The sequence below is a fragment of the Billgrantia endophytica genome (genome assembly GCF_002879615.1).
Taxonomy (GTDB): Bacteria; Pseudomonadota; Gammaproteobacteria; order Pseudomonadales; family Halomonadaceae; genus Halomonas; species Halomonas endophytica.
On sequence record NZ_PNRF01000050.1, the window covers coordinates 38,552 to 54,952 of the forward strand.

The window sequence follows — 16,401 nt, forward strand, 5'->3', positions numbered from 1 at the left end:
TAAATCATTATTTCAATTTGGCGAAGCTAGGTCACAAACCCCGCTTTTTAGCGGGGTATCGTTTTACATAGCAGGTCTGAAATTTAAGCTGTATGATAAATTGTTTTGGTTTTTGGCTTTATAGTCTTGAACCTTTTCTTTATCCATTTTATTTGATAGCTCACAGCCGTAGGTTAATGCATTGCTGATTTTTTCTTGAACCTTTGTAGCCATTGCTTCCATTTTTATAAAGTCTTTCTTGATATCATTGCTTCTATTATCAGGTGAAAGAACAGCTTTGGCTCCCCTACTTTTAACAAAAATATCTTTAGTCGCTTCTTGTAGAAAATCTGTTACCTGGTTAACTAGCTCCATAGGCTTATCTATTGATTGTAAACCATCTATTCTAGTTTCTATCTGTGTGGTGATTGGCTTATCCATTGTTTTTGAATTCATCGTAAGCTCAAAGACACCATAATCAGAATCTCTTTCAATCATTTTAATGTCTAACTCGCCCTTTCCTCTCTTAAAGTAGTTATCAATGCTTCTTTCGTAATCTCTATTGTGAACCCTTATGCCAACACCATAAGTGTTATATCCAAGACTTTTTGCTATTCTACTTTTGTTACCGTGAAAAATTGACATATATATTCTCCTTGTTATTATAAATAATGTTATAATTATGACTATATGTATATTATAAAGTTCCAAATTATAAAGTATATATTATATCATTAAATAGAACCTATAATTGATATGTTATACATAAAGGAATATATCTTTTATCTTGCTTCGCAAGAGTTATTGAGAAATGAATGTTAGGTAATAAAAAACCCCTCCGTATGAAGGGGAATAGATACTACTAGGAGAAGAATCTTAATCTTTTAAAATGCTATCAAAGGCTTCATCAACCTCCATAGTTATTAGCTCCATAGCTTCAAATGCTTTACCTTTGTCACCAAAATAAGAAGCCAACTGCTTCTCTGTTTCATCATTTAACGATTTAAGGTTTCTTGTATCAAAATCACTGAAAGCAACAGAACCATCATTGAAGGCATAACAGTTGTGTTGAACTTCCACTTCTAGCTGATTGATTGAGTATGCCTGTTTTATAAGGTAGTCGGTGCTATTACCTGACTTCATTATCTTGATTACAACAGGTTTACTTATTTTTTTGATCTCAAAATTAGACATTAAAAACCTCTCCTGCACTTTATAATTAAACTATGAGATTATCATATCACATTTATTCTTTTTTGTGTATGCAGGTATTAAATTTTATTTCTATATCATCTAAAAGAAAGATGATTTATTTGGTATTAGGCTGCTGCATCACTTAACGGTTCGATCTATAATAGCACCATAAACCAGCAAGGGAGTTAAAACATGGAACGGCTTGAACAGGAACAACTTCACCATAAACAAATTGCTCACACCATCCTTAGCCAGTTTGGCGGGCATGTAGCACTAAAACTTATCGGTGGTCGTCCTGCTATGGGTGCTGGCGGTAAAGTTGAAGGCTCTGCGGTGGATATGGGGAATGAAGGAGATACTATTGTTGATATCAAGTTTGAAGGTAAAGCAGAAGAGATTGAAGGTGTTCGCCCTAATGTCGTGCGGATCATCTACTGTCTTGGTTCTGACACCTACCGTATGATTTTCTTCCGTGCGGTGGAGAATACCGCTGTTGTTCTCAAAGAGTATGATGATGTGTATTGCGATATGCTCCAAAGCCTCTTTGAAGACACCACAGGGCTTTTTCTCTACTTCAAGTGACCTACTCTACCAGCCAAAAAAAAGCCTAGCTGGGGAAGCTAGGCGAATCCTGACTAGGGGTGTCAGGTCAGTTGGGAACTGAGTGGCGGATTATACCAACCTACCTATCACTGTCAAGATATACAGTTTAAAGCCCGCTATAGTAGCGGGCTGGTGTTAGAAGTCAATGTCAGGGCAAGGGCTACTTTTCTTTTTTGATAATTTCTCATCCATTTTCAATTCCACTATCCCTCTCTCCAGATTCTCTTTAATTGCATTCTCAATATCATCGAAGTTGAAGTTGTCAGCAATAAAATCATCATTAAAATTATTCGATACTTTTTCTTTGAAAGCTTTATTGTCTTTGCTATCGTTCTCTAAACTCTTCATATCAACAGTGTATGAATCGCCTTCTTTTTCGGCTTCAAGATTAAGAATGTATTTATCACTTTGATAGTCTACGGTGGTGATACAGTTATAGTTTCCGTTATCGTTCTTAATAGTTTTCACTTTATTGATTTCAATATCAGTGATACCAAAGAATTCTGTTGCTATCATATGTTCTTCATTTGTCATTCTAGGAGCATCAGCATTGAAATAAAGGTGGTCATTGACAGTATTATTAACTTGAGAAAGTATGTAATCAATTTGTTCTTCATTAAAACTTTCTTTAAGTGTGTCGCCGTGCTGTTCTAAGAAAAACTCTTTTTCAAATTGCTTTTCGTTATCACCGACATTATAACCTAATTCTAAATGCTTATCTGCTTGCTTAACGGATACAGCAAAGTGGATAGATGTTGAATCAACTTCTTTTAAATAGGTTTCTCCTGTTTCTTCACAAAATACTTCAAGTCCATCTTCCCTTCCGTCAAAAAGCTCATTCCACTGTTCCATACTGAAGTCTTTAAAATCGCTTCGTATGAAGTTGTTAAAGCTCCACTCTGCCCTCTCCCTGACAGTATCTAAAATTGCTTCAGGGCTTGTGTTTGCAAGCTCTGATACCCTATCAAAGAAGTCTCTATCTTGAACTATCAAGTCTTCATTATAGGTTTTGATTTTGCCTGTATCGTTGAATTCAACTTCAAGCTTTGTGTGGTGTGTCTCGAATGGATCTTCGTGACCTAATGCTTCTGCTGTTTCAGATAGTTTATTCGATAGATATACATTCAATGTATTTTTGTCAGATAATCTATCGTCTGTGATTGTCGTTGATATCTGATAGCCTGAATCGTCTAAAAAACGATTAAGGTTTTGTATTGATTTGTCCATATTTTTCTCCTATTTATTATTAGTGTGAGTATTATACCATTTTTAATTTATTAAGTTCCCTACTCTTTAAGTCGCTCGCTTTGCTCGCTTAGGTATTGAGAATGAGTGTATGGAACCTTTTTGTGGTGCTTCTGTAAGGCTCTGTGAGCCGTTCTAGCCCCTGGGTAGTGTCATCACTCACCTTCTAGTTTTTCGTTGCTTGTAGGGTGGTTGTAGGCAATATAAAAGCCCGCTTGGTAGCGGGCTAGTATTACATAGAGAACCCATGACCTCTATCACGTTTTTTGCTCTTCTTGGATTTTGGCTCTGGCTCTTTTTCGGGAGCATCAAAGTGTGGTTCAAAATCCATTTCTTGTTCTTCTTTGATTTGCTGTTCTATCTGAACATCTATCTGATCCATTACATAGTTGAACCTTTCATTGCTACCAAAGATTGTTCCATAGTCTTTTTGCAAGCCTTCCCTTTTGATACTAGGATTCTCTTCACTAACAAAGATTTCAAATTTACTCAGTTTATTTAGATGCGAAACTTCAAAGCAGAATTGATGAACGTCTCCACCAGAATAGTCATTAAAGGTAGTGGAGCCGTCAGTAAACTTGACTTCAATATCATCAACATTCTGGTTCACACCTAGTTCTTTCAGCTTGTTATTGAAGCCTTTCTGGATATCATCTTGAACACTTTCCATAAGTTCTGCAAGATCTGTTCTAGGCTCTCCATGTAGCTCAATCTCTTTATAGAACCTGTCGTGTATGATTGTGGAAACAGACTCGATAAACATATTGGAGTCTCTACGTCTTTCTTGGCCTTCTTTATCTTGGTTTAAAATAGAGTTAGAAGTATTCTCGATTACATTAAAATCGAAGGCACCATTATCTAAAGGTAAATCTAGTTCTAAGTCGCTGTGCTTTGTCCTGAATATTGCTCTCATCGCTTGCTTATCAGCTTGTTTTATTTTGATTTCAAATTCTTTTTCCATTGTATTCTCCTGTTTTGTTGTTAAAAAAAGCCCGCATAATTACGGGCTTTGAGTTCTGATTGGTTTACATTGACATTCCAAGGCTTTTACTTTTCTTCTGCTTCGCTTCTTGTTTCTGGTTATATTCTTCTAATATTAAAGAAGTATCACTCGCTACACATTTATCAATCTCTATAAGCACAGATTGTAAAGTATCTCTGGTGATATCCTCGCCATATTTATTTTCCATATTATCAGCAAGTTTATCAAAAACAGAATGAGAGCCTAAAATATCATCTAATTTATCCATGTTAATATGGAATTTAAAATCAGTATCAACTTCTTGATGAATAGTTAAGAACATATTATAGATTTCTTCATCGTAAACAATATTAAATTTAGTATGTGGCATAACCTTATCGTTCGAGATATCGTACTCAAAGTCCCTAATTTCAATTGTTATAGAGTCTTGAAGCTCGTTAAGTTGCATATGGTTTTTAAGATCTTCGTTAATATCATCTACTAATTTTTTTATATCGACACCTTCAAAATACTCGATTTCAGAAACTTGATTCATTAAATCTAGACTAGTTAAAGAACTATTCTTTTCAATAACTACATCTCTATCATAATCAAAAACATTTGGATTAAACAGATTTGCCTTTATTGTATCTTCAGAAATGGCTTCACTGAAATTATATTGCATATCACCACTTTTATATTCTTTTCTCATAATTATTCTCCTATATTATTTTTGGTTATATATTAAACAACTTTAAGACTAAGAAGTTCCTTAATCTTTATTTACATTGACAAACTTTTATATGCTTCTTTATTGACAGCACTCTTCTTACACTTCTTAAACTCTTTATTGAAAACATCATTTAGGTCTTTCGTGTTTTTGATATCAATCATAACAGTAGATATCTTGTCACTGTTATTAAAGCTTGTAAGTGCTTTCTCTTTAAACTTCTTTGTTTTTAATGTGCTAACACTCTCGCCTTCACTTCCTTTGAAATACTCACGAACTCCTTGTTTTAAATCTTCCTTTATTTCTTTAAATGAAAATTTATTAGGGTTCGCTTCTGCTTGAATATACTTTTCTGCTGTTTGGTTGACTTCGTTGATATCAATACCGTTGTCAGCAAAATATTCTTCCGGTGACTGTGTATTTTCAGGACCACCGATTGGATTATTTTTATAGTATTCATCTGCTATAAAACCACCATCTAGTTTAGCTTCTGTAACTCCGTATAAACCATCTTCCCTTTCGCCAAGGGTTAACGTGTAATCAACTGCTACGGTATCTGTTTTGTAGTCAACGGTTACTCTGGCTTGTAAACCCTCATTACCTTCATAAAAACCAACGTCTCTATTTATTCTATGACTCATATACTCTCCTTTTGTTATTATGTTTTTATATATCAAACAGCAAAGAATTAAATGCTTTCTCTACTATTTAAATATTAACATCATTATATCATATTTTACTTATAAAAGCAATATAACGTAACTATAAAACACACTACCAAGGGACTTTAAAGGCTCTCTTTATTGTCTTCAAAAGAGATATCTTCATCAGCATTATCAAGCATTTTTGTTTTCTTATAGGTATTTATAATAAACACCTATCATAAACAACATTAAAGAGTAATTAAAAGCCTCTTCGTCACAATCACCTCTTGCATATTCAGGGAAATGCTCGTCAGGTATAGATTTCCACAACTCATAATAACCCAAGATCTCCAAACCCTCTTGCTGTGAATGTTTATATTCTGGATCACTATCAGTTAACCTCTCATTGAGATCAATGATTTCGCACTCCCCTTCTGTGTAGCAGAAATAACATTTAAACTGCCCCTCTTCTATTTTAGCGATGTATTCAATATCGCCGTGCCTAATGAAACTGATTATGTCTTCATAATCATCATTTACTTTGTCATCAAAATCAACACTATCAAGAAGCTCAAATGCATTGGCTTTGATTTCATTAGTGATTGAACTAACATCTGTGGAATAAACACCCATACTTTCAGTTATCTTCATAATGCCTCTCCTTTATTTTGTCTTCAATTTAGAATTTAACTTATACCTTCTACTAACAAACTCTTAAATTTATTCTAACATTTCTGTAATCATCTCTATGCTTAATACTGGGAATTATCTCTTCGCACAAACTCATATATATATAAACCAAGATAGCTTGTAAAACCGCCGTATAATCACTATCTATCTTCCGTATTTCATTAAATAGACTTTTTTTTGGGTTTAATGATGTATTAACCTCCTGATTTTTTAACGTGAAAGAAAAATCTTCCTTTTTGTATTTGCAGGTGACATTTATATTATTAAGCGAACCTTTTGCTTCAGTAACCTCAATGTTATCTATAATCTTCTTTATTGCTTTAAATTTCTTATGATATGACATGCCTTTGTTTTTGGTCTTCATAATATTCCCCTTATTTTATTTTCAATTTATACTTAAACTTACTTGCTGTAATTTGAAAAATTTAGAAACACTTCTTTTGCTGTTAGTGAATCTTCATCATTTAGTGGTGTGCTAGTTTCTTCAATCGCTTTTTCAACAACAGCTAAACTTAATTGTTTGACTACAGATTCAATCTCCTTTTATGAGTTGCCCAACACACCAAGTGCATCAGCCTCTTTGATTAGCTTCTCGACGGCTCCATCAATAAGATTTTCCTCGATCCACTCTCGCACCTCTTCTGTATCAAAATCATCAGGGAGATACATTTCTTCAATGCAGTAACCTGCAAGTGTGTCCATAATACTATGCTGTAGCACACCGACGACCTTGTTGAAGTCAACACTTTTCAACTGCTCAATGCTTTCATTTGATAGCTCCATATCAATCTCCTTCTCTTTTGGTTTAGTTTATTTTCAATGTTACTACACCTTACCTACCTAACCTTCTATTATTAGCCCTCCCCTCTCTCTGCAATTACCTGCTCAGCTATTATGTTGCTATTGAATAGTGCCTGCCTGTAAGCCTCCTGGTGGTTCTCTGTATTGATATCAAACTCTATACCCTCCTGCCTGAAGCAATCGGCTACAGCCTGCTTTGTGAGCTTTTCTAGGGCATGTCTATCTCTTAGCTCTTCAGTCTCCACCGCTTCTATGGTGGTAAGGTCAATATTGATAGCAACACCATCCAGCTTAATCATCACTTTAAATTCTCCTGTTTGTTAAATTGCTCTTCTACCCTCTTCTTTTCGATATGTTGTTCCAAGAAGCTAAAGCCGACTTGGAGAACACTTCTTAGAAGCTTGAATATCTCTAGTTCTTTATCATCGCCCTGGAGCTTTCCTTTCAGCTTATTTAAAGTAATGTAGCTGTATTCGCTATCAATAAGTGTTTCAGAGCGAAGCGAGCTAAAGTCATAGTTCTCTTTATCTTTCTCAAGCACTGAAATAACGACTTTGAAAGGGTTTCTAGTAAACCCTAGTAAATGGCCATAGCTTGCCAAGTCCACCACTGCACAAGTGTCGATCTCTTGGTAGTTCTTCCAAGGATAACCACCTAACACATCTTCAATGCGGATCGTGTGCGGGTTGCCATCAATGTTAAAATGAATATTGATATCAAACTCAAACTTCTTTGGCTCCGTAATATCAACTTCGTATTCCATATACTTCCTTGAGTAATGTCGTTGAACTGGTGAGTATTAAACCGGTTTATAAGTCAAAAGTCAAGTTTATGGAACGGCTAAAAACTGATCTGTCAATCCCTGAAAAGCACTTATTTTATGAAGCGGTGCCAGCTTTGAATTTAAAGCATTTGTTATCAAGCACTTAGCTTCAGATATTTTTACAAAATAAAATGATTGATCGTCATAGACTATTGATATGTGAAATCACGATCATAAATTACAATCGGAAATAGGTTTTTTCACTTGATTTACTTCCTATGAAGCACTAAAGGCCCTGTTCGGCTCCCTACCCTCCTACTAGAGAGTAAACCGTGGATGCTCTCAGAACTGCGAGAAATTGCCTGTGAGCGATTTTCTCCCCTAGGAAGGGTAAGGCTTAGGGTGCCATGAGAAAACGTCTTCTAGCCCCCTTCTCGATTGATGGTTTTTTAACCAAATCAACCGTTTAATTGCCACTTACTATCAACACAATATCTTTAAAAGCTTAAAGCTATTGTTGCCTTCAAAGGTGTGTGGTGGTTGACAGCAACGAAAAAGCCTGCTCTCGATGGCAGACTTCTCTAGATAGAAATACGAATTGTTATTAAATACTCAGGAACGACACCTTCGACCCTGATTCAAGATCCCCAGGTGGTGACTGACAAGGCCACTTGATAGATAACGGTATATACACCTTCATACGTCCTATGCCTTGGCTTGCTCACCCTTGTTGAAGCCTGCTGGGTGCGAGCTTGTGTTAATCCAGAAGGGACAAGGCCACCTCTGGCACTTGGTTAGCTTGTGCCAGAATCGAAGTGGATGCTTGCTGTAGTATCTGAGCCTTCGTCATATTCGCCACTTCAATAGCATAGTTGGCATCAAGAATACGGGAACGGGCTTCAGTTAAGTTTTGATTTGTCACAGTAAGATTTTCAATGACTGAACCTAAACGGTTTTCTGTTGCCCCTAGATAGCTTCTTTTGCTATCAATCAAAGCAATTGCTTCATCTATTGCTTCCAAGGGGCTCTGCCCCGCTTCAAAGCTGGCACTCGTTAATATCTCAACTGGCGAATTGAGATCAAAAGACTCGAAAGGCACAACATCACCAACAAGATTTCTTTTATCAACGGTTCCGTCAGGGGGAGCATAACCTGTTGATCTCAAAACATAATAATTAAAAACATCTTCGCTCTCTTCAATTTCTATAATAAAGTCGCCATTAGATGTGTCTTTCATTATCCGATGTGGGTCGGTGACTTCTGCACGGTTACTAAAATATTGTATTAGTATATCATTATCATTATTTAAATCCACTAAAGATGTTATTTCTGAAGTTGAGCCAACATCACTTACTGTGTTAACTATTTTAGTTTCCACTTCAGTATACCCATCTTCTGAAATTCTAAAGCTGACTTCTGCTGAGTGATAAATAAAATCACCACCTACATCTTCTTTAATATAGATATTGCCTTCGTTATCGTTAACAAAAGTATAATTTTCTTCCGGTAATGGTGTATTATCTCCAGGTATCATTACTATATCATAAAAATCAAGAGTATCAATATGATCAGTAATTATATTTCCATTTTCATTTTGAAATTCATTATATAACTTCTCACCAGCATTTAAATTAACTATTGTTTCGCCAGTTGTGGAATTAGTAGTAGCTTCAAAATCATTAGCATAATAGAGCTCAAGTCCATTTTCTTTGTCAGCAACAATATAACCTCCATTATGATTATGGAGTGTCGCTTGATCTGAAACGGGAATACCATCTATTTGAATGGAAACAGAAGGGTCATCAAGGTTGACTTCAATAGGATCGCCAAAAACCCCTTCTATGCCCTCTAAGGTGAACCCCTCTAGCCCTAGCTCTTCCACTGAAGAATCTGGCTCAGAAAGGCTTATAGGAAGGCTCTCGCCCTGGTTCGCCCCTACCTGAATCATTACCTCACCAGCTACACCATTTAATAACGGTATACCATTGAAGTCGGTTGAATCAGTTAGTCGGTCTATCACTTTGAAATTGCTATCAATTTCGCTCAAGATAGCTTGCTTATCACTGTCGCTGAGAGTGCCATTCAAGCCCTGAACTGTGAGCTCACGAACTCGCTGAAGATTGCTATTGATCTGGTCAAGCCCGCCCTGTGCGGTCTGTATGAGCGATACACCGTCATTGGCATTCCTCATCGCCTGTGCCTGACCTCGGATCTGGCTTGTCATCCTGTTGCCGATAGCCTGCCCTGCAGCATCGTCCTTGGCACTGTTGACCCTCATACCAGACGAAAGCCGTTCCATAGCTGTAGAAAGGCTGGAATTTGCCCTCTGCTGGTTCTGTTGTCCTTGTGACGAAAGAATGTTTGTGTTGATAACAACCATGACAGCAACCAAAGATGTGAATGATCCCTCCTGTATCGGCTTATGCTGCTGTTTCTTAAGGATTTTTTTTGACTTTTCCCTAAGTGACTGTTCTTGATCGTCTATTTTCTTTCTAGAAGCCCCTGTGCTGGCCGATAAGCTCCAGGGGGTGCCTATCCATAGGGTAAGCCGTGGCCTGCCCTGTGTCGGCCTCTCTGTGCGGTAGATAGCTACAAAAATGCCCGCTCTAGGCGGGCTAACTCTTCAGGCTGTAGAAAGGTAGGGTGTCACCGCATCTGTGCGAGCCGTGACAGAATAGCGGGTATGTAGTTCCAGACAACATGCCCTTCATCCATCAACTCAATGTCACGAATTTCATATGTGTCTGTAAATAGCTTGAAGCATTCATCTTCTTCCATTACACCAACATTATTAACCGTGTAGTCTTTACCTTCATATGAAATGATTGACTCTTTATCGCCTATACTTTTGATTTCAACATTCTCAAAAAAGACGTTTACCTTTTCTTCTGTCTCTTGGTAAGACATTGCTTGAAGCATTTCAAAAGCAAGGTCATCAGCTTGTTCTTCGTTAATTCCAAAAGCTTCTTGTAATTCCTTTACTACTTTGTCTTGTGCGGAATTGCCCCCGAAGGTATTGCTTGTTTCTTCTGATAGGAAGTTGAAGCTTGTGCCATCTGTTTCAACAATATCTTCAAAGCCGTATTGCTTATCGTCTTTAGAAGCAACTGTAACAGCTACCTTTCTCTTGCTATGCGAAACCACTTCGCAAACCGATACATTGATAGCAAAATTTTCTTCAACGTCATACTCGCTTTGCATTGCCTGCCCCCCTTTGATGAAGGCTGAAGTATACAGCACCACCAGAAGCTAGAAAACCCGCTCTCTGGCGGGTCTTCGTCGTGTGGGTATGGTGTTAGGCCACTGCCTGTTGTCGCTCCCTGTATGCTTCTTCTAGAGCTTCTATGAAGGCTGTGGCCACCAGATCTATCATCTTAATGAAGTCCTGCTGTGACAGGTTCTCGAAGCGAAGCGAGTTACTGGCATCTGCGGTGATATCTTCGATGAAGGTAAGCCCCTTCTTCTTGAAAGCAACAAGGTCTTTACCTTCAATCTCCTTCACCTTCAACACTCGATTGAATACCACACCTTCAAAGGTAATTTGAAACTCTACAAAATTGCCTTCAATGCTGTTGATATCAACATACCAAGAGTTGCTAGCAAGAACGGAATATACTTTATTTTGAATGTCCATTATTATTCCCCTTAAAGCTGATATTCACTGATAAATACTTCAACTCAACCTCTTTCTTATCACAGCGGTCATTGATAACGAAGATAGAACCTTTTTTCTCAACTACAGAAAGTGTAGAACCTTCTACTTCTTCCATTTCTAAATCTTGTTGTTCGCAAACCTTCTCTAACATCGCTTCTTCTGTATCGAAGAAAAGGCAATCATAGAAAGCATTGGTGTCAACATCAAGATTGGAGTCAATTTCAAAATAGTGACCGAACTGGTTGATGATAAACATTTGGAACTCCTTTTTAGTAGTTGGTCGCCGTGCTGGACAGCGACCTTTTATTTTAGTGATGGAAGGTGTTAATCACTTCTTCGATAGGGAAAGGCATGTTCGCTGAGCAACCTGAACTATCAATGACATTCGTTTCTTCTGCCATGTGGCCGATAGCTTCCAGCTTCTCAAGGAAGATGATTTCAGCCTTGGCACAAACCTTCTCCATCGCCTCTTCCTCTGTAGCGAAGAGAGATACGGCACCTAACTTAGCAGTATCAAGCTGGCTGAAGGTCTGGAAGATGTGCTTTTGGTTGTCGTTGTGAACAATGAACATTGTTGCTTCCCCTGTTGATTTGCTATGTTTATATTATATCACAAATGCTGTGGAGATCCAGTTTTTTGAGGATTGCAGGCAAAAAAAATGACCACTCGTTAAAGTGGTCATTTTCTACACTGTGGCAACTATTCTTGTTATAGATGGAGGCTGATTATCGCTACCACAATTTATACCTAAACAAAACTAAAAGGGGTTATAATGGAAACTCTTCATTTCTCACTATAATACTATTATATCACAAATAACAAATAAATGCAAATAATTATATATATTTTATATATAGCCAAAGTGCTATATGTATGAATGAAGTATGAAATTATTTAAAATATATCTGAAATATAGGCATAAAAAAAGCCACCCTTTCAGGTGGCCTTTCCGTAGCGAGCAAATAATAGCGGTAAGGATTTATATAAACTCACTACTTGACTAAAAATAAAATATCAAATGGATATTTATAAATACATTATATCATATTAAACCAAGATGGCAATTACTTAATACATACGTTAACACTTCTCATGCAAATACCCTGTTCTTCAATACCTAGGTGGCGAAGCCACCATAAAGAAAGCCACCTATTAAGGTGGCTTTTAGTTATTGACAATTGGAACAAATTAAATCTTTGGTCTGGTGAAATTTTTCTTTGACTCTGGTTTGTATGTCGCCATCTTCTCTTGAACTATTAAAACTTCTCTTTCAAAGTTTGAGAGAGACTGTTTAAAATCTGCATCTCTTTTTCTCGATTGCTCTCTATCTGAGTCAATCTGTTGTTGAAGTCTTTCTGATTTCTCTCTACTTGACTCAATCTGCTGTCTAAGCTGTCGTATATTTTTGAGACCTCTTCTATAACTTCTGCCGAAACCTCTGATTGTGTCTTTAATTCCGTCAACAGTATCTTTAAAGTATTTTGAAAGCGATCTGCTAGGTCGCTTTGTGACAAGCTCTCTAATAATTCTTTCTGTTCTTTCTCTATCTGCTTTGTAATCTCTGTCATTCTCTATCTCCTTATTGTTGTTTTTATCATCCTTGATTTCAAAATGCGGGTCTTCTGCATAAGCTCTGAATATTGATAAATCAAACTCCGTCATATCGCTATCAGCTTCAATGCTGGTTTTGATATTATCTTCTCTTTCACTCCATGCTATTGTATCATTATTTGAACTCAAATGTTCTTTTAAGTTCTCCATATTATCGAAAGATTTTGCAAACTCATTCCAGCGAGTATCCTTCAGCCTTACAAAATCAAGATTTCCAAACTCTTTACTAAAGTAATACTCTTCCTCTTGCCTTCTTCTTTCCTCTATTTTTTTATCACTGTCTGCCTTGTTGCCAAGAAGGGTATTTAGATAGTTATCAATACTACCCTCTCTCTGGAACGGCTCACCTTCCATCCTGAACGGTCTTGCTCCACCCTCATAGTAGATACTGATATGGTGTTTGTGTGTGTCTACCACCTCAATAACCTTATCCTGGTCCTTCAGGAACTCCACTATTTCTTTCCTGCTGGTAAGCTCGCCAGAAAGGATCTTGTCGTCAACTAGGGTGTAGAATTTAGCTTTCAAAACCTTTCCTTCATTCGGCTTGAACTTCTCTTTATTTTCCTTGGCTTGATACCTATATATTTTCTCAGCCTTAGCTCTCTCTCTTTTAGCTCGATCTTCCCTGTCAGCATCATAGGCTTCAGCCTCCTTCTCTAAGGCTGTGGAAGTAAAGTTCTCCGATGTAAAGCCTTCCTCATAAACAGTTCCCTTGAGCCTGATTGGTGCTTTCCTGCCCTCCACCTTCACACTGATTGCTTTCTTGGTGATACGGCTAACCTCAATAACTCCATCAATGCCTTCCAACTCAGTTAGAAGCGATGCCCTATCTTTAATAAGACCTCTATTGATTCTCCTTTCAACCTCTTCATTGATGGCTTCCAGCGAGTTTTTAGATGCAAATGGAAGTCTTATATCTGCTTCTGATATCGCTTGCCTATTCAATGGGTGCTTTGGATCTCCTAAATTGTATTCAGCATTGATAGCATTTTGCCAGTGATCCATTTTGTAGTAATCCCAGTTTTTCTCTTTGCTACCCATTTTATAGTAAACATAAGGTGCAAGTTTCTTACCTGTCGTTAACTCTTCCTTTGAATAAATAAAGTGAAGCTCAATATCATCCTTATCTCTATGTAGATACCATAGGCTTGCATACTGGTGTCGTTCCAGCCCTGGTAAAGACATTCTTTCGTGTTCTTCGATTATTTTATGCAGGAACTCTTTACTCAAATCTCTTTCTGTAAACCTCAATGCACCAGATATATATTCATTGGCATATTTCCCTTCCGAGAGAATGTGAGCCATCAACTCTGGATCACCTTTCATTAACTCAGGAAGAACCTTTCTGAATTCACCAGCATGGTCTTTGTTGCCTCTAACATAGTTAATCGCATTCAAGCCACCTTTGTTACCAGTAAGCTTGCATTTTAGTGCGAATTTTTTACTGCCGTATGGGAAGTATCTAAAAATCATTTGTAGTCTCCTTGTTGTGTATCTTCTCTATCAATCCTTGAACCATTTCAAGTTGAGCCATAACGGAATGGAGAACTAAGCTAACCCCTGCCTTCCTTCTTTCGTTAACTCCCTTCGCTATATAGTTTAAAGCGGTGCCTGCTGTATTAAGCTCTGATACCATTTCATACTTAGCTGGCGGTATAGCTTTTTTAACTCTCTCTGCCTGTGAAATAAAATATTCTCTCATTACCCTAGCAACTGGTTTGCCACCAAGCTCTTCAGACTTTGATATCAATTGCTCATACTGTTCTTGGTTGAAACATATCTTGATTTCTCTTTTTCTATTTTCATTGATTGGGCTAAACTCTCTAATAGTTTCATTACTTGATATCAACTTTTTAAATTCTCTCTGACCCTTAACCTTCATTACATTACAATCAAGTATTTCCTGAACCTGCTTTTCTATCGTTGCTAACAACTCCATTGAATACAAAGACTCTTCTTCTCTAGCTCTACCTTTATTTTCATTAACGGCTCTTGCTAACTGATTAACGTTATTAACTATCATCGCCACCTCCCTTAGCAGGTGGTTATTTATTTTTGGCATATTCTTGAAAGCAAACTCTTGCTCATCAAGAAACATATCTCTTATCTGTGTAGACACATTGGTTTCGCCAGCAATCTCTTTAATCAATGTATATTCATTTTGACTGACTCTTATCTTGACTGTTTTGTATCTTGGGGCTTTGTTTTTCTCTTCAATCTGTTCCATCAGATTTGCTCTCCTTTATTGTTGTTATTGTTTACTCTTTATTATAAGAGTATATAAAGCTTATTTAGTTCGTCACTTATTGAAAGCAATTTAAAGTTGTCTTCAATATTTATTGGTGGCAATATAAAGTTGCCTCAACTTTAAACACTATTATATCACATATATAGTATTGATGTTGCATTACAATCCGCCTCGGATTGTTAGCAACATGGTTTATACCGCCTAACCTTTAGGCGGTGGAACATTCCCTGAATGTGTCTGGGTTTGGGGTCAACGAAGCCAGCCGAAGGCTGCGGGGTCAACGGGGCAGAGCCCCTTGCAAGGCAACGAAGTGAAGGTGAAGACACGAAGTGGCGAGCCGAACGAGTGGTTCTTTTTTCAACTATGAGCGAAGCGAATAGGGGAAAAAAGATAGCCTTGCTCTTTGTTATAATAAGAAATAGTCACAAAATTAGTTAGTATTCACTAACTTATCTGTAAACTGCTATTTCTGAAAAACAGTTTTACACCATTGATAGATAATTACCAGTCAATATGAAAATACCACCTTCCCCTATTTGGCCTATTAGTCGGTAAATTGTGTTTTTATCTTAAAAATTGAATGCCCGTATGTTGTGCTATTTAGCTATGAAAAAATCCCCTATATTTATTATCCCCTATTTAGATATATTCAAGAATTATTACCATTTAGGCAGGTAAGCTTGCCATACTAGCATTTAAGAGAGTTCGCTGGTTTATGCTTGTATATAGTGTTTGCAAAACATATACCTTTAAACAATGCCTTTTTTAGTTATTGAAGGGCGGATGATCGGTTTAATAGAATAATGCTTTTCGTAAAATATATACCCTTGCCACCAAAATCATTGCTTTCAATACACACGTATACCAAACCTAAAATATATACCCTAGCCTCTCCTTTTCATTGCTTTCAAGTCTCTTATAAACCGCTCCAAGGATTTCTAGAGATTTTCAAGGATTTCCAAGAATCTTTGAAAATCCTTGAGAATCTTAAAACTGGAAAGTCTTTCTAATAATTCTGGAAAGTCTGGAATCCATTCTGGAAAGTCTTTTAATTTTCCCCTTCATTGAATTCAATATGGTTGTAATCATTACCCTATCCTGTAAGCAAGATGAATATACATTTTGAAGACAATAATGGTGCTTGCTGGCACATATACTTTTCGTTAAATATATACGTTGCTATCAATATAATATTGCTTTCAACAACAGAAATTTTGTTATCAATAAGAGGGTTTCAGTCGCCTCAAGTTTCTTGTAGGTCGCATATACGTTTATT

19 protein-coding genes are annotated in these 16,401 nt (G+C 37.0%); 1 reads left to right on the forward strand and 18 read right to left on the reverse strand.

Annotation, left to right across the window (positions count from 1 at the left end; translation table 11 throughout):
* Nucleotides 1–63: 63 nt before the first annotated feature.
* Nucleotides 64–624, reverse strand: a complete 561-nt coding sequence (locus tag C1H69_RS22890; RefSeq protein ID WP_102655692.1) for a hypothetical protein — start codon at nucleotides 622–624, stop codon at nucleotides 64–66.
* Nucleotides 625–855: 231 nt separating this feature from the next.
* Nucleotides 856–1,173: a hypothetical protein gene (locus tag C1H69_RS22895; protein ID WP_102655693.1), complete on the reverse strand. Its 318-nt coding sequence runs from the start codon at nucleotides 1,171–1,173 to the stop codon at nucleotides 856–858.
* A gap of 192 nt (nucleotides 1,174–1,365) precedes the next feature.
* Between C1H69_RS22895 and C1H69_RS22900 the strand changes: the two genes are divergently transcribed.
* On the forward strand, nucleotides 1,366–1,755 hold the full coding sequence (locus C1H69_RS22900; RefSeq protein ID WP_102655694.1) for a hypothetical protein: 390 nt from the start codon (nucleotides 1,366–1,368) through the stop codon (nucleotides 1,753–1,755).
* 156 nt (nucleotides 1,756–1,911) lie between these two features.
* Here C1H69_RS22900 and C1H69_RS23365 read toward each other — a convergent pair whose 3' ends face one another.
* The 16 genes from C1H69_RS23365 to mobC form a co-directional block, all read right to left on the reverse strand.
* A complete protein-coding gene (locus C1H69_RS23365) occupies nucleotides 1,912–3,003 on the reverse strand; it encodes a hypothetical protein (RefSeq protein WP_133155012.1) in 1,092 nt (363 codons plus the stop codon).
* A gap of 250 nt (nucleotides 3,004–3,253) precedes the next feature.
* Complete coding sequence (locus tag C1H69_RS22910; protein WP_102655696.1) at nucleotides 3,254–3,982, reverse strand: hypothetical protein; 729 nt, start codon at nucleotides 3,980–3,982, stop codon at nucleotides 3,254–3,256.
* A gap of 64 nt (nucleotides 3,983–4,046) precedes the next feature.
* The gene (locus C1H69_RS22915) at nucleotides 4,047–4,694 is read right to left on the reverse strand and encodes a hypothetical protein (protein WP_133155013.1); all 648 of its coding nucleotides are present in this window, start codon (nucleotides 4,692–4,694) and stop codon (nucleotides 4,047–4,049) included.
* Between the two features lie 71 nt (nucleotides 4,695–4,765).
* Complete coding sequence (locus C1H69_RS23370) at nucleotides 4,766–5,353, reverse strand: hypothetical protein (protein ID WP_133155014.1); 588 nt, start codon at nucleotides 5,351–5,353, stop codon at nucleotides 4,766–4,768.
* A gap of 213 nt (nucleotides 5,354–5,566) precedes the next feature.
* On the reverse strand, nucleotides 5,567–6,007 hold the full coding sequence (locus C1H69_RS22920) for a hypothetical protein (RefSeq protein WP_102655698.1): 441 nt from the start codon (nucleotides 6,005–6,007) through the stop codon (nucleotides 5,567–5,569).
* Nucleotides 6,008–6,059: 52 nt separating this feature from the next.
* Entirely contained in the window at nucleotides 6,060–6,410 is a 351-nt protein-coding gene (locus C1H69_RS23375; protein WP_133155015.1) for a hypothetical protein, read from the reverse strand.
* 179 nt (nucleotides 6,411–6,589) lie between these two features.
* The gene (locus C1H69_RS22925) at nucleotides 6,590–6,829 is read right to left on the reverse strand and encodes a hypothetical protein (protein WP_102655699.1); all 240 of its coding nucleotides are present in this window, start codon (nucleotides 6,827–6,829) and stop codon (nucleotides 6,590–6,592) included.
* Nucleotides 6,830–6,900: 71 nt separating this feature from the next.
* Nucleotides 6,901–7,149, reverse strand: coding sequence for a hypothetical protein (locus C1H69_RS22930; RefSeq protein ID WP_133155016.1), 249 nt, complete (start codon nucleotides 7,147–7,149; stop codon nucleotides 6,901–6,903).
* Nucleotides 7,146–7,610, reverse strand: coding sequence for a hypothetical protein (locus C1H69_RS22935; RefSeq protein WP_102655701.1), 465 nt, complete (start codon nucleotides 7,608–7,610; stop codon nucleotides 7,146–7,148). Before C1H69_RS22935 ends, C1H69_RS22930 begins: the two co-directional genes overlap by 4 nt.
* Nucleotides 7,611–8,367: 757 nt before the next feature.
* Entirely contained in the window at nucleotides 8,368–9,990 is a 1,623-nt protein-coding gene (locus C1H69_RS24490; protein WP_102655702.1) for a flagellin N-terminal helical domain-containing protein, read from the reverse strand.
* 266 nt (nucleotides 9,991–10,256) lie between these two features.
* A complete protein-coding gene (locus tag C1H69_RS22945) occupies nucleotides 10,257–10,811 on the reverse strand; it encodes a hypothetical protein (RefSeq protein ID WP_102655703.1) in 555 nt (184 codons plus the stop codon).
* A gap of 94 nt (nucleotides 10,812–10,905) precedes the next feature.
* Nucleotides 10,906–11,244, reverse strand: a complete 339-nt coding sequence (locus C1H69_RS22950) for a hypothetical protein (protein WP_102655704.1) — start codon at nucleotides 11,242–11,244, stop codon at nucleotides 10,906–10,908.
* On the reverse strand, nucleotides 11,228–11,521 hold the full coding sequence (locus C1H69_RS22955) for a hypothetical protein (RefSeq protein WP_102655705.1): 294 nt from the start codon (nucleotides 11,519–11,521) through the stop codon (nucleotides 11,228–11,230). The genes C1H69_RS22950 and C1H69_RS22955 overlap by 17 nt, the downstream gene beginning before the upstream one ends.
* 52 nt (nucleotides 11,522–11,573) lie before the next feature.
* Nucleotides 11,574–11,837 carry a hypothetical protein gene (locus C1H69_RS22960; protein WP_102655706.1) on the reverse strand — a complete coding sequence of 88 codons (264 nt, stop codon included), beginning with the start codon at nucleotides 11,835–11,837 and terminating at the stop codon, nucleotides 11,574–11,576.
* Between the two features lie 617 nt (nucleotides 11,838–12,454).
* Nucleotides 12,455–14,350, reverse strand: a complete 1,896-nt coding sequence (locus tag C1H69_RS22965; RefSeq protein ID WP_102655707.1) for a relaxase/mobilization nuclease domain-containing protein — start codon at nucleotides 14,348–14,350, stop codon at nucleotides 12,455–12,457.
* On the reverse strand, nucleotides 14,340–15,104 hold the full coding sequence (gene mobC, locus C1H69_RS22970) for a plasmid mobilization relaxosome protein MobC (protein ID WP_102655708.1): 765 nt from the start codon (nucleotides 15,102–15,104) through the stop codon (nucleotides 14,340–14,342). Before mobC ends, C1H69_RS22965 begins: the two co-directional genes overlap by 11 nt.
* Nucleotides 15,105–16,401 lie beyond the last annotated feature (1,297 nt).

Excerpts from the sequence above, each read along its gene's own strand:
- C1H69_RS22890 (WP_102655692.1), bottom strand. The coding sequence starts at position 624 with ATGTCAATTTTTCACGGTAACAAAAGTAGAATAGCAAAAAGTCTTGGA.
- C1H69_RS22895 (WP_102655693.1), bottom strand. The coding sequence starts at position 1,173 with ATGTCTAATTTTGAGATCAAAAAAATAAGTAAACCTGTTGTAATCAAG.
- C1H69_RS22900 (WP_102655694.1), top strand. The coding sequence starts at position 1,366 with ATGGAACGGCTTGAACAGGAACAACTTCACCATAAACAAATTGCTCAC.
- C1H69_RS23365 (WP_133155012.1), bottom strand. The coding sequence starts at position 3,003 with ATGGACAAATCAATACAAAACCTTAATCGTTTTTTAGACGATTCAGGC.
- C1H69_RS22910 (WP_102655696.1), bottom strand. The coding sequence starts at position 3,982 with ATGGAAAAAGAATTTGAAATCAAAATAAAACAAGCTGATAAGCAAGCG.
- C1H69_RS22915 (WP_133155013.1), bottom strand. The coding sequence starts at position 4,694 with ATGAGAAAAGAATATAAAAGTGGTGATATGCAATATAATTTCAGTGAA.
- C1H69_RS23370 (WP_133155014.1), bottom strand. The coding sequence starts at position 5,353 with ATGAGTCATAGAATAAATAGAGACGTTGGTTTTTATGAAGGTAATGAG.
- C1H69_RS22920 (WP_102655698.1), bottom strand. The coding sequence starts at position 6,007 with ATGAAGATAACTGAAAGTATGGGTGTTTATTCCACAGATGTTAGTTCA.
- C1H69_RS23375 (WP_133155015.1), bottom strand. The coding sequence starts at position 6,410 with ATGAAGACCAAAAACAAAGGCATGTCATATCATAAGAAATTTAAAGCA.
- C1H69_RS22925 (WP_102655699.1), bottom strand. The coding sequence starts at position 6,829 with ATGGAGCTATCAAATGAAAGCATTGAGCAGTTGAAAAGTGTTGACTTC.
- C1H69_RS22935 (WP_102655701.1), bottom strand. The coding sequence starts at position 7,610 with ATGGAATACGAAGTTGATATTACGGAGCCAAAGAAGTTTGAGTTTGAT.
- C1H69_RS24490 (WP_102655702.1), bottom strand. The coding sequence starts at position 9,990 with ATGGTTGTTATCAACACAAACATTCTTTCGTCACAAGGACAACAGAAC.
- C1H69_RS22945 (WP_102655703.1), bottom strand. The coding sequence starts at position 10,811 with ATGCAAAGCGAGTATGACGTTGAAGAAAATTTTGCTATCAATGTATCG.
- C1H69_RS22950 (WP_102655704.1), bottom strand. The coding sequence starts at position 11,244 with ATGGACATTCAAAATAAAGTATATTCCGTTCTTGCTAGCAACTCTTGG.
- C1H69_RS22955 (WP_102655705.1), bottom strand. The coding sequence starts at position 11,521 with ATGTTTATCATCAACCAGTTCGGTCACTATTTTGAAATTGACTCCAAT.
- C1H69_RS22960 (WP_102655706.1), bottom strand. The coding sequence starts at position 11,837 with ATGTTCATTGTTCACAACGACAACCAAAAGCACATCTTCCAGACCTTC.
- C1H69_RS22965 (WP_102655707.1), bottom strand. The coding sequence starts at position 14,350 with ATGATTTTTAGATACTTCCCATACGGCAGTAAAAAATTCGCACTAAAA.
- mobC (WP_102655708.1), bottom strand. The coding sequence starts at position 15,104 with ATGGAACAGATTGAAGAGAAAAACAAAGCCCCAAGATACAAAACAGTC.